Annotated in this window: 9 protein-coding genes and 1 pseudogene; all 10 read right to left on the reverse strand. The window is 64.5% G+C overall.

What is annotated here, in order from left to right; all coding sequences use genetic code 11:
* Positions 1–443: pseudogene (locus tag H7225_RS13770) on the reverse strand (Fe-S cluster assembly protein SufB); the annotation flags it as partial.
* Positions 440–823: an iron-sulfur cluster assembly accessory protein gene (locus H7225_RS13775; RefSeq protein ID WP_290662754.1), complete on the reverse strand. Its 384-nt coding sequence runs from the start codon at positions 821–823 to the stop codon at positions 440–442. The pseudogene H7225_RS13770 and the gene H7225_RS13775, both read right to left, overlap by 4 nt.
* A gap of 955 nt (positions 824–1,778) precedes the next feature.
* The gene (locus tag H7225_RS13780) at positions 1,779–2,078 is read right to left on the reverse strand and encodes a hypothetical protein (RefSeq protein ID WP_290662756.1); all 300 of its coding nucleotides are present in this window, start codon (positions 2,076–2,078) and stop codon (positions 1,779–1,781) included.
* Between the two features lie 9 nt (positions 2,079–2,087).
* Positions 2,088–3,098 (reverse strand): hypothetical protein, encoded by a 1,011-nt coding sequence (locus H7225_RS13785; protein ID WP_290662758.1) that lies wholly within the window; start codon positions 3,096–3,098, stop codon positions 2,088–2,090.
* Between the two features lie 158 nt (positions 3,099–3,256).
* Positions 3,257–3,640 carry a hypothetical protein gene (locus H7225_RS13790; protein ID WP_290662760.1) on the reverse strand — a complete coding sequence of 128 codons (384 nt, stop codon included), beginning with the start codon at positions 3,638–3,640 and terminating at the stop codon, positions 3,257–3,259.
* Positions 3,622–4,875 (reverse strand): DUF4157 domain-containing protein, encoded by a 1,254-nt coding sequence (locus H7225_RS13795; protein ID WP_290662762.1) that lies wholly within the window; start codon positions 4,873–4,875, stop codon positions 3,622–3,624. The genes H7225_RS13790 and H7225_RS13795 overlap by 19 nt, the downstream gene beginning before the upstream one ends.
* A 31-nt stretch (positions 4,876–4,906) precedes the next feature.
* The gene (locus H7225_RS13800; RefSeq protein WP_290662764.1) at positions 4,907–5,623 is read right to left on the reverse strand and encodes a carboxypeptidase-like regulatory domain-containing protein; all 717 of its coding nucleotides are present in this window, start codon (positions 5,621–5,623) and stop codon (positions 4,907–4,909) included.
* Between the two features lie 4 nt (positions 5,624–5,627).
* Positions 5,628–9,296 (reverse strand): DUF6519 domain-containing protein, encoded by a 3,669-nt coding sequence (locus H7225_RS13805; RefSeq protein WP_290662766.1) that lies wholly within the window; start codon positions 9,294–9,296, stop codon positions 5,628–5,630.
* Positions 9,297–9,307: 11 nt separating this feature from the next.
* Positions 9,308–11,671, reverse strand: coding sequence for a hypothetical protein (locus tag H7225_RS13810; protein ID WP_290662768.1), 2,364 nt, complete (start codon positions 11,669–11,671; stop codon positions 9,308–9,310).
* Positions 11,668–12,702 (reverse strand): hypothetical protein (locus tag H7225_RS13815; protein WP_290662770.1); only part of this gene is annotated, 1,035 nt, incomplete at its 5' end. The genes H7225_RS13810 and H7225_RS13815, both read right to left, overlap by 4 nt.

The following is a 12,702-nucleotide window of genomic DNA, read 5'->3' on the forward strand; positions in this document are numbered from 1 at the left end:
AAAATGATGCCGACCTCGGCCAGCTTGGCCTTGTAGGAGGTGGCCACCGACACGCTGTCAAAGATCACGTCGACCGCCACGCCGGCCAGCGCCATGCGCTCGTGCAGTGGCACGCCGAGCTTTTCGAAGGTGCGCAGCAACTCGGGGTCTACCTCGTCCATGTTGCTGAGCTTGGGCTTTTGTTTGGGTGCGGCGTAGTAGCTGATGGCCTGGAAGTCGATCTTCGGGTAATGCACGTTGGGCCAGGTCGGCTCGGCCATCAGCAGCCAGGCTCGGTAGGCATGGAGTCGGAAGTCGAGCAGCCACGTGGGCTCGTTCTTCTTTGCCGAAATCATGCGGATGGTGTCTTCGCTGAGCCCCTTAGGCGCGACATCGGATTCGATGTTGGTGACGAAGCCGTGCTTGTAGGGCTGGTTGACGAGTTGCTGCAGCACGGTACTCATAACGTTTCCTTTGGCTGGCGGTCGTCCGTATCTACCGCGGCGGCTGTCTGTGGCTTCTTCACATTGAAGCTCTCACCGCAACCGCACTCGTTGTCGACATTGGGGTTGTCGAACTTGAAGCGCTGTGTGAGGCCTTCGGTGACAAAGTCGATGTGGGAGCCATCAAGAACCACTAGGCTCTCGGGATTGACCAGGATGCGTGCGCCGTGCGACTCGAAGCTATGTTCGCCAGGTCGCATCTCATCGGCAAGCTCGAATGTGTGGGCCAAACCGGTGCAACCCACCTTCTTGATGCCGATGCGCAGTGCGATGCCCGACCCGCGTTTGTCGAGCTGGCGCCGGATCTGCGTTGCAGCCCGCTCAGTCAGTGTCATGGTCATTTGTTGAACTCCTTGTTTGAAAATGCGCCCGCCGGAAACCCCTGAAGACACTCACAAAATGCCTTTGGATTCGTTCAATTCGTTTCCGACTGGTGGCATAGCGTTATCCACTTCGGATCGGTCACAGTGGAAACCCTCTAGTCGTAATGGATACTTGAGTAATCTAGTCAAGTATAGGCAGTCAGTGAAGTTTCGAGCAGGCCTTGTCCAAAACTGCGGGGGAAAGTGGGGCTATTCGAGTCGCCGTGGGTTGCCAATTGCAGCCATCACGTGGTTTCTAGTGCAGGTTGGGTGGCAGTCCAAGCATCGTTAACGAGCCTGAAGCTACTAACAGGATCACATGCCAAACCTCAGACGCATGGCATCACCATCGGCTTGGATTGTGGAGGCGACGTCACGGAGATAAGGCTGCTTGCGCGCTGGCGCCGCGACGGATTGGCATCTAGGCGGCAGCGCATTCCCGAGCAAGGTGGTCGGTCATGCCCGTCGGCGCGGCCACCTTCCTCGTTGGCGGGTCTTCGGACAAGCGCTGACACTGGCGTTGCGGAGCTTGGTTTTTCCCGTAGCCGCTTACACCAGTGGCATGTCGGAGATTGGTAAGTGTCGGCACGCAGAAGTTAGTGAGAAAACTGCCCACCAAGACCACGGCAGACGATGCCCGACGTTTATATCGTTGTCATTCGCAGGCGACTGATGAATTTCGTAGGGCCAACGATTTATCGGTTGTCTGAAATTTTCGCCGGTTTGGGCTTATCACCCCATCCTGCTTAACGGGCACTACACGTTCAATAGCGACGGCAAATTGATCGACTTGGATGCGCTCGTAGCAGGGCTGGATCTAGGGTGACGGAATTTTCTGGGGTTCCGGCGTAGAACCCCCATTGGGCAGGATGGCCGCGCTGAACAGGGCGCCATAAGAGGCCGACTCGGTGCCCTTGAGTTTGAACTTTTGGCGCTAATCGGCCGAGAAATCGGTGCCGTAGCGCAGGTCTTTGTAGATGTCGCGGAGGAGGCCGCCCACGAGTGGGTGGTCAGCCGCTTTTTTGGCGGCGTCCTCCAGTTTGGGGTCGGCCTCGGCCTGGATGCCTTGTGCGGTCTGCGCCGACTGGCAACGTGGGCAAGCGCCGCCGCAGGTACAGCCTGATGGCGAGCGCAATGCCTGGGCCGACCGCCAGGAAGACTCAGCAGGCACAGCGCGACGGTCTGAAGCGGCGGCTTTGGAGGCGTGAACAGACTGAGATTTTTGAGAGGGCATCGCGACAACTCAAGGCGTGCATTCGAGTTTGACTTTGGTGCCAGGCACCGGGTTGGCCTGGTTGTAGGTGTCGATGGTGGTGCCCACGCAATGGGTGAGCTTGTTCGATGCCTTCTCGGCGCTGGCCGCGTAGGCCTTGACGGCCACTTTGTAGGTGGCGATTTCGTCGGTGAATTTCTTGCGCGTCATGCCCTTGGTGCCGTTGAAGGTGGGCAAAGGGTGGGCCTTCAGGTAGGCCACGTAATCCAACCCGTGGTTGCCCTCATGCCAGCGCAAGGTGGTGGACTGCGGGTTGGCCTTGCCGCCAGCGATGTCTTCGGCCGTGGTGCCGCGGCCATAGCCCGAGGTGGTCGAGCCGGGCATGCCTGGTGGGTAGGCCGTCTGGATGGTGGCCAGGTTCGCCGGGGCGGTGAAGTCGTCGATGGTCTCCGACTTGCCGGCGATCACCGTGGTGAAGGGGATGTCCACTGGGAACAGCAGGCGCGTGACCGGTGTGCTGACGCTGGGATCCACCATGTCCCCCAGGATCTTCACATTGGCGCCGCTGGCAGTGCTGAAGCCTGCATCGCCGCTCAAGGGGTCAACGGGCTGCCCCTGGTCCAGGGGCGTCGAGATGTTTGTTTCAAGGCGGTGTTCAGACTGCCAGGCCCACAGGGGGATGCGGGCGCTGTTGACGCCGTACAGCGCGTCTTCGGTGGTGCTGAGCGCCGTGGCGGCCTTGGGCATCAGGGCGCGGATGGCGCTGATGTATGAGGCTTGCAGGTCTCGGTCCAGCAGCACGTCGTCGCTGAGTTTGTCCTTGATGAGTTGTTGGGTGTCGGTCACCTTGGCATACCAGCTGTTGATCGAGGTCTCGAAAGAGGCGGCATTCACTTTGGCCTGGGCGCTGCCGATGGTGCTGGCCGCGTTGGTGAAGTTGGCGATGGCCGCCTTGACGGCATCGCGGTGGTCTTTTTCAGTAGGGGCGCCGGACTTGGGTTCACGGGCGATCACGGGGCCGCCGTTTTGGGTGATCGGCAAGGTGGATGGCGATGCGGATTGGCAGCGCTGGCAACCACCGCCGCAGGCGCATGACGCAGCACCCTGCATGCGACCGGGCATGGGGCCTGCGGTTGGTGTGGACTGGTGTGCGCCCGGTGCCGGTGAAACGGGCGCTGGCGACTTCTTGAGTGGCAAAGCTAGCATGGCGAAACCACCTGGCACGCATCCTTGGGGAAGTCACTGGCGCTGCGAAGCAGCCCACGCGTTCGTTCGATCAAGGTGTTGCCGAGGATGGCTTGCCGAGCAGTGGCTTCGTTGGCGAACACGGCATCGAAAGCCGTGAGCAGCAGGTATGTCTCGCCAAAATAGGCCGGAGTCATGGAGTCGATCAGGGTGTCTTCGGCCATCAGTGTGATCGGCTCGGTGTTCAACGCCACCAGGCGTGAGACCGAGAGGATGTCGTCCACTCGGAAAATGTGCCAATCCTGACCCACATGCTGGCCGAACTGTGGGGCAATCAGGTAGTCGCCCGTCCTGCACTCAATGCCGCCTGGGGGAAAGGTCAGCGGCATCCTGCGCATGTGATCTCTTCGCTCATGTTGCTGCGCACCTTGTAGATGGGGCGCCCTGCCGCTGTGGTGCCGGGGTTGTCATTGTCATCAAGGGCTGGATCCCGGCTCGCGGGCTGAAAGCTGGGGCCGGTGCCTGGACCATGAATGGGGCGCCTTCCATTTTTGCTGTAGACATTGGAGGGGTCGTTGCCTGCGGCGTCGGTGCGGCCGCCGACGATGTGGAAGTCTCGCGAGGTGTTCGTGAGGACGGTGCCCAGGTCGTCTTCGAGGTGCAGATCGTATTGCCACAGCCAGAATTTCACCTGGCCGGGGCCGCAATTGCCCACGGGGCACATCGGGCTGATGAAGTTCGTCCACATGGCCGCGTTGACCGCCGATGGCGGCGAGATCCATGTGTAGGTTCGCAAGGCCAGACCGCTGCAGTTGTAGGTGAGCCGGTCGATTGAAGCGTTGTAGCCCGGGTAGCTGCTGCACGGCGTGCGCATGATCTGCCGCGACAAGCGACCGCTGGACTGCTGGACGACGTGGGTGAGTTCATGCGCGAGCAGGCGCTGCCCTTCGGGTGACGATGGTGCGTATTCGGATCGGCCAAAAAAGATGTCCCGCCCCACGGTGAAGGCGCGTGCGTTGATTTGCTGCGACAGGGTGTCTGCCTGTGTTCCATCGTGAACCCGCACGCCCGAGAAGTCCTGGCCGAATCGGCTTTCCATGAAGGTGCGTGTTGAGGGCGGGAGGACGCTGCCCCCGCCTTGGATGGCGCTCTGGAGCGACTGCTCGTAGTCGGCCGACACGACGGTTTCGCCGCCGGTGTGGTCAGCGGCTTCTTTGCGCTGGATGCTGGCCGATTCGGGGTCCTCATCTTCCGTGAACGCCGCAGCTTGGGCCGAATCGGGGGCCCCCGCGCTGTCGAACATCTCATCGGGTTTCAGAACCTTGCGGTACAGCTTGGGCTGCAAGCCCGGTGAGATGGCTTGAATGGCGGGGCCTTGACCACCGCTCACCACGGCATCGGCCACGCGATCGGCCTCTTGCTCATGGGCATCGTTGGGCGCACCGATGGTGAGGTTTGACTTGGCCTGACAGCGGGGGCAGGCGCCGTCACAGGCGCAGGACGAAGTCGCGCGCTGAAGCTGCATTGCCGGCAAGGAGAGCCGAGTGGGGTAGGGCGCATGCCGGGGCATGGCGGCCCCTGGCTTGGCGAGTCGTCTGGTTTGTGCGACTTGTGTTGCTGGTGAGGCTGGCATGGCGGCTCTCCTTGATGGGCGGTGGCTCAGGCTACTTCGGCTTGCTGTTCTGCTTGGGCTGGCTGGTTTTGCGAGGGGGTTTGACGCCCTCAGCAGGCGGTGTGTCCGCTGTTTTGACCACCGCGCCGAAGGCCGGCCTTAATTTCAGCAGGTCCAACTCGCCAGCTTGAAGTCGTGTTTCATGGGCAGCTACCTGGCCGGTGGTCAGCGAGAACGGTTTGGTGCCCATCGGCACCAATTTACCGCTGTCGCGGCCAAGCTGCAACGTGAGCTTTTGGTTGGCGCCGATGGCATCGACCTGCGCGGGTTGCAGGATGAAGGCGTAATAGCCCGAGGCATCGGTTTCAACCGGCGCCACGCCCGCCACTGGCGCGCCCGCTTCGTCGATCAAGGTGACCTGAACGTGCGCGGCCGCTTTCGATGCCTCGTCAGTGATGCGCCCTTGCAGCAAGGTTTCTGTCTTGGTGACGGTGGGCACGCGGATGTTGGCGATCTGGACCTCGACCTCCAGCGCGGCCACGCGTTGCAGGATGTTGGTGCTGGCGTTGGCGTAGCGCTTCACGCGTGGGTCGTCAGGGTTGACGCCTGTTCGCAAGCGGTGGGCTTCTTCGACGACGAGCAGACGAGAGGCCAGTTGCGCGTCGCGCACCATGCCGAGCAGGTCGCTGCGCTGATCCTGCAAGGTCTCGAAGGCGCCCTGCAGATCGCTCTTGAAGGTTTTTTGTCCGGTGTTGGAGATGATGGCCATGACGTCACCCATGAGGTTTGAAGAGGATGCCGGAGGTGGTGCTGCGGCTCGCGCACAGGGCGCTGGGGTTGAGCACCTGGTTGCCGACCTTGACCTCGGCCATGGCCGGGTTCATGTCGTTGGCCACGATGCAGTGGTCGCCCTGGTTGAAGCTGGCGTTGACCAGCCGCACGCCCAACGCGAACAGCGACAGCAGTGTTTCGGGGCCGCGTTCGCTGAAGCGGTTGTTGGTGGCGCGCAGGGTGTTGCCCATCAGCAGCCCGTTGGCAAACAGGTTGCCGCTGCGCAGGCTGAATGACTGGTTGCTCTGGTAAGCCAGGTCGTCCATCGAGGCGATGAGGTGGCAGGACAGGCTGGTGTTGCTTTGCCCGGTGCGCGATTGGTTGTCGTTGAACATCACATTGCCGGCCGGGAACAGCCGGGCCACGGCGGCATCGCGTTGCGGGAGCATGGCGGCGGGCGCGGCATGCAAGCCGGTGGTCGTCGTCAAGCTGCCTTCCCTTTGAAGCTGCACACCGGCACCAGCGTTGTTGACCCCGCCCAGGTCAAAGAGGAAAACCGTGCCGGCCATGCGCTCCTGGGCGCTGAGCCCAGACAGTTCGCTGGAAAATGCGTTGTCGTTGCATTGCACCGGCCCGAAGGCCAGCGCGTACAAGGCCAGGCCCACGGGCTGATCGACGAGGTTTTCGTGGATGCGCGCCGCCGGGCGTTGGCTGAAGGCCTCGCCTTGCGCCATGGCCTGCCGATCCAGCAGGTTGAAGTTGCTGACCAGCTTGAGCACGATGCCGCCCCGGTGCCCGGGGATCAGTGAGTCGGTCGTGATGTCGGGGCTCAAGGGGCCGTTGTTGACCAGGCGGTTGTGGGTGATCTCCACGTCTTCACCGTAGGCGACGAAGATGCCGCACACCGGGTTGGCGCCGGTCACGCCGTTGTCTTCGATCTGGTTGTCGACGATGGCCAGTGCCTCGCACAGGCCGAGCGAGATGCCGCCCAGGCCTTGCTTGGTGGCCGTGCTGCGCAAGGCGTTGTCGAACAGGTTCAAAAGGCAGCCGGTGATCTGATTGCCCAGGATGCGCAGGCCCACCACGGGCGTGCCCAGTTGCCCCAGGGCCGTTGCCAGGGCGCTGCTTCGCAGCTTGCTTGGCTCTTGCGTGGCCGCGGTCACGCCGATGCCGGACAGGCCCATGGCCGTCAGGGTGTTGCGCTCGATGGTGATGTCGTAGAGGAAGCCGCTGTCTTCTCGCGTGGGCTTCTCGTCGTCCTTCAAGGTGATGGTGAGGTCGAAGCGCTGGGCCCCGGGGATGGGCTGAAGGTCCAGCTTGTCGATGCTCAAGCCCGGCTCGCCTTCGGTCACGCGGAAGGTGGCGGGGTTGCTGCCGAAGCGGAAAGTGCCATCTGCTCCGCTCACCTCCACAAGGGTGTCACCCGTGGCGGTGTCGGTCAAGGTGATCTGCACACCGGCACGAGGCTTGCCGTCGGGGCCGAGCACCAGGCCGATCACGCCCGATTCTTGGGGCAGGGTGAAAACGTGTTCGGGCTCCGGTTCGGGCGCAGGCAAGGACGCGCCCAAGGTCACGCCATTGCCCGCCCCGCCGACCACAGTGTTCTCCAGCACCCGTACGCGCTCGCTGCCGCCACCCAGCTGGATCCCGCCCAAGGCTCGGTAGGGCTGCGTCAACAAAGTCAGCGGGATCAGCAGGATCTCCCAGACGGCGTTGACATAGCTGATGAACAGCCGAGGGTTGAAGTAGACGATGTCGAGCTTGGCGCAGGGGTCGTTGGGGTCCAGCGGATCAGGTTCGGTGGGCACGTCGATGGGGGGCATGCGCAGGGCGGGCACCAGGCGGATGTCGTTGCGCTCGATCAGGCCGTCGTCACCGGCCAGGTAGATGGCCACGTCGCTGCCACGCTTGTCCAGCATGCGGATGCGGTTGTGGTGGATGTTGGCGCCGCGCGCGTTGCGGGCGCGGATGGCATTGGTGCAGGCCAGGATGCGGTTGTGGGCCACTTCGATGTCCACCACCTCACCGGCCTTCTTGGCGCTGATGACGATGGCGGTGCCGCCCAAAGTCACCAGGTCCATGTGTTCCAGGCTGATGTTGACCGAGTCGCGGATGGTGAAGATGGGCAGCTTGGCGCCGTCTTTGCGCGGGATCACCTTGGTCTTGGTGTCGCAGCCCTTGATCTTGACATTGCGCCGGCCGTCGATGACGGCGTTGGTCTGGTGCAGACCGGGCAGCAGGCAGATCTCGCCGCCGCTGGCAGGCAGGTGCTGCAGGGCTTCTTCGATGGAATCGAAATCGCCATGGCTGGTGCGGCCATCGCCCACGTTGTAGGTGCAGCAGATCTTCTGGTTGGTGAGCGGGCGGAAGATGCGGCGGCAGTCGTCGATCTGGCCAGCGGCCCAGGTGATGGTGGTGGGCGGCGCGGCGTTCCAGTTCAGGATGGCCAGGGCGACGCGGTGGTGGTGCACGCCTTGTGGCGGTGCGTTGGCGGGCCACACGGGTGGCTCGAACGCAGCGCCCGAGGCGCGCACGGGAAAGGTCCAATAATCGCCCGCTTGGTAGTTGGCGTTGCTGGCCGTGGCGGCGTCGAACTCAAGCCGGAGGCCGTCTTTCAGCTCAACCGGGTTGGGGCCTCCCACGGGGAAGTCGGCGACGAGTTCGATGCCGTTCCACAGGCGGAAGAATCCGGTGGCAGGCGTGACGGCGGGCCAGGGGCCTTGCACATTGGTGAGCGACAGGATGCCGTCTTGCGACAAGGTGGCGTCGGCCGTCAGGGTGATGCGCCAACTGCCCAGACTGGCGTCATAGGCCAGCGCTTCCAGATAGAAGTCGGTGACCCCGCAATGGTTGATCATCTGATCATTGGCGGTGATGGTCACGGTGCCGGTGCCTGGCGCGGCCGCCGCGTACAAGCCGCGGCCCACCAGTGCGCCATTCCATTGCGACCACTTGAAGCGCGCCAGGCTGGCGGCATCGGGGTCGGCCACTTCGATGCGGTACAGGTAGTGTTCCAGGCCGGTGTAGCCGCCACCGGCTTCCAGCGGGCAGTCGCCGGTGATGGTGAGCACGGGCGCTGGCGACACGGTGAGCTTGCCTTTGGCGCCGAAGTCATCGGCCAAGCCAGCGGCAGCGCTGCAATCGTCGTTGGGGCCCAAGCGCAGCAGCTTGAGGTTGGCGAAGGACTGGGTTCGCTCGGTGGTGTCGGGGCCGCCCAAGGCAGGCTCGATCAGGTTGACCGGGTCTTGAAAGCCGCTGACGGTGTCTTCCCACACATCCAGCACGAGCAGGTCGCGCAGGCCATCGGCGATGCTGGCGGGCGTGGCCTGTGGTATTTGGAACGGCGCCGCAAAGTAGCTGGCGACGAAGGTGGACGGCAGGTCCAGGGTCATCGACAGGCCATCGGCCCAGGCCTGCCCGGCGTCCAGTTCAACCTTGACCAAGGTGCCGTCGGTGCTCGCACTCAAGACCTTGAAGGCCTTGGTGTTGGACGAGGGCACGGCCAGCACGCCTGGGCCAAAAGTGTCGCGCCCCACGGCGGAGCGCCAGGTGGCGGCAATGGCGGCGGCCTCGTTCCAGTCGCGGTCCAGCAGCACGCGGCCTTGCTGGTGCAGCACCCCAGAGTAATGCGGCCCCGTGTCAAAAGCCAGGAATGAAAAATCGCCCTTCATGATCGTGTTCCTCAAGTGATCGGGATCAGCACGGGTCGCACGCCAACTGGCATGAACTCACGTAGTCGGATCCCGATGTTTTTCCATTTGTGCGTGTTGAGCAGGTAGCCGAAGGCCCCCATCTCGTCGTCTTGGCTGCCGCCTTCGCGGACGTGGCGGTCGCAGTCGGGCCGCAGTTGCGCATAGCCGGGTTGGCCGAACCATTCAGAGGTGAAGCGCAGGCGGGCGCGCGGGCCAAACACGCAGGCAAAGTGCTGCGGCAGGCGGTCGTGCTCGCCGCTGAACCAGCAGAATTTGAGGCAACTGCCGCGCTGAGGCAGGCCAATCTCCACCGTGTGGCTGTCCTGGTTGTCGTGCACTTCCAGGCGGTGCACGAACAGGCCGCTCTCGCCACGCGCGGTTTGCACGCGGGTGCGGCCAAAGATGGTGACGCCCTGGATGACGAGGTCGGGGCCCCATTCCAGATCATGGTTGCCAGTGGCCGCGCCAATGGCCAGCGCGAAAGGCGTGGCCGCTGCGATGCCACTGCCCGCGTCGACGATGCTGTCGCGCAAGGTCAGCAGGTAGCCGGTGTCGATGGCCAACGGGCCGGTGATGCTGCGCTGGATGGTCAAGGCGGGCACTTGATCGAAGGCATCGAGGTCCGGCGACACGAGACCGTAGTCGTTGCCCAGGCGCAGGGCCTGGCGAACGGCAGCACGTGTGCCGGCCACGCTGCCGTCCAGGACCTGGCCGCCGCCGGGGTCGAGGGTGCAGCCCAGCACATTCAACTGGCCAAGCGCGGCTTGCATGATCAAGGCGTCGGCGGCTGGGAACGCGGCAGCGCGGGTGAGGTACAGACCCTCCAGCGTCACTTCCAGTTGCTCGGCGTTGATGGCGCCGGGGCCGGTGATCTGGGTGGGCCGCAAGCGCAAGGGCTGTCGCAGGCGAATCACCGGGCGCTCACCCGGGGCACTGCGGATCCACAGCGACTGGGCCAGGCGCAAGGACAGCACGCCGGCGTCATTGCCGATGCCGTTGATGGCGTTCAGGTCCAGCACATGGGTCTGGCTGTCGGTGATCTCGATGACCAGTGGGCGGGTGCGCGCGGGCAGACCGTCCAGTGCCTTCTGCAAGGCCAAGGGGTTGTCGAACCAGTTGATGGTCTTCAGCTCATAGGTTTGCTCGGCGGGCCAGGTGGCGGGCAGGGCTGATCGCTTGACGGGCTGAGCGCCCGTGGGGCCGGCCATGGCATGCGTGGCCGAGACCAGCAGGCCGTCTCGCAAGGGTGTGGCTTGCGTGGCCGGGTTGGCATCGGGCACGCCAAAGACCAGGCGGCCGCGCTCCGGGTCAATGACCACTTCCCAGGCGCGCAGTGGTGGGGCCAGACCCGATTCCCAGGCGCACAGGTTGGCACCCCGGATCTGCCAGGCTTGGCCCAGGAAGGGCGTGGCGGGCAGGTGCAGAACCAGGCCGACGGCATCGGGACCCGGGTGGGCGTTGTGCGGATCGCTGTAGGTTTGCACGGACACGTATTGGGCCGAGCGACCGGCGGGCGTGCCATCGGTGAGCCGTGCCGTGGGCATGGGGCCGGGTACTTCGTCTTCGCTGCCCAGGCGGGGCGGATCGTCATCGGCGTGGAAGCGGTGCGTGTTGAACAGCGGCCAGGGTTCGCCCTGGGCCTGCACGTCAAATCGCACCGCGAGGGCGGCCGAGCCAGGGCTGGGCGGTACCGGCGCAGTCAGCCTGAACATGGGGCGCGACAAGGGCACCTGGAAGTCCTCCAGGCGCCACAGCAGCACCGCCAGGTTGGGCAGGTTCCAGCCCGACATGCCGAGCGTGGGGGGCTTGACGTCCACCACGCGGGCGAACGGGTCGAAAGCGCCATTGACCAGGGACAGCAGGGCAGGGTCGCGCAGCGACGCTGTGCCACCCCTCACGGCCGAACGCATGTCGGTGCGCAGCTTGAGTGGGGGGGTGCCGCCAGCATCGGGCCGTTGGTGGTTGAGGTGTTGGTTCCACGCCAGGCGTTCGCGCATCTCGACCGCGTGGGCGGCCCATCCGGACAGCGTGAACACTTGTGATTCGACCGCGCCCAGCGTGCCTTTGCGGCGGCGATGGAAGACGGTGCGGGCCACGTCGGCACGCACGGTCCACGGGTCGCCAGACAAGCGGGTGGTGCCCAGCAGGTCGGCGATGTAGGCCACCACCCAGTCGTCGCAGTGCTCGACGAACAGGTCGTGGTACTGCGCATCGGTGCGGGCGTGCAGCGCGGCCATCGCGTCTTCAATGACACCCAGGAAGGCTTGCAGTTGGCCAGGCGGCGTTTGCTCGGTGTCGCGGATGCGGTAGATCTCGGGGAGCCGCTCGAACAGGGGCTGGCGTGGTGAGCTCATGATGGCTGGGCCTCCTTGTCCGCGGTGAGTTGCAGTTGCAAGGCCGTGGACGGCAATGAGAGCAATCGGTCGCCAGCGCAGGGCAGGGAGCGTTGCGTGGCCATCTTGGTCAAGCGCACCCAGGCGACGCCCGGCACGTTCTGCACCGCGCCCACCACCTGCGAGCCATGCGCGCTTTCGCCAAACTGGCGTTGCTGCCAGCTGAACAAGCCGCGCGATGAATCAATGCCGTTGCCTTCTTCGCCCGTGGCGCCCAGGGCCGTCAGGATGGCGGCGCGGACGTCGTCGGCTCGGCGGGTGGCTTCATAACCCACGACCAGTTTCAAGGCGACCTCAGTGCGTGCGCCCTGGACCACCAGCAGTGGGCAGCGCCCCGCGCCACGCGTGCGAACGGCTGTGCGCAAGGCGTCGGCGGCGGCCAGGGCATCGGCTTGCAGCGCGCTGTCGGTGAGGATGGTCACGCGAACCAACGGCGAGCCGTCCACGCTGACCCAGGCGGCACGGGCCTTGAGCACGCCGGGGATGGACAAGGCTTCGGCTTCGTAATCGGCCAGGCTGACGATGCGGCCCAGGCTTTGCATGGTGCCGGGCGCGGCGATGCGGGCGCCGTCTTCGGTTTCGGGTTGGGCGCCGCCGGTGACCGGCTCCAGCATGAAGATCGCGTCCAGCCCGGCCGGCTTCTTGTCAGCCTGGGGTTTGGCATCCACCTTCAGCGGGCCATGCGCGCCATCGCCCGTGCGGTACACGGCGATGACGTTGCCCCGGCCCGAGCGCAGGCGCGCGCCAGTCTTGCCATCGCCAAACTGCACCCAGCTCTTGCCCTCGGCATCTTCGCGCACGATGTAGACGTGCTCCTTGGGGCCGCGTCCGAACAGGCTGTCGACGCGGGCCCATTCGATGCCGTTCACCCACACGTTGACTTGGGGCCAATGTGGCGGTGTCTGCGTGGTGTCCAACAGGTAGGTCAGCGGGGTCTTGGGCAGGGCGAAGGTCTGGAAGGTAGAGCGGGCATCACCATCGCCCAAGGCCAC

Origin of the sequence: Aquabacterium sp., assembly GCF_014378415.1 — a bacterium.
Lineage (GTDB): Bacteria > Pseudomonadota > Gammaproteobacteria > Burkholderiales > Burkholderiaceae_C > Aquabacterium.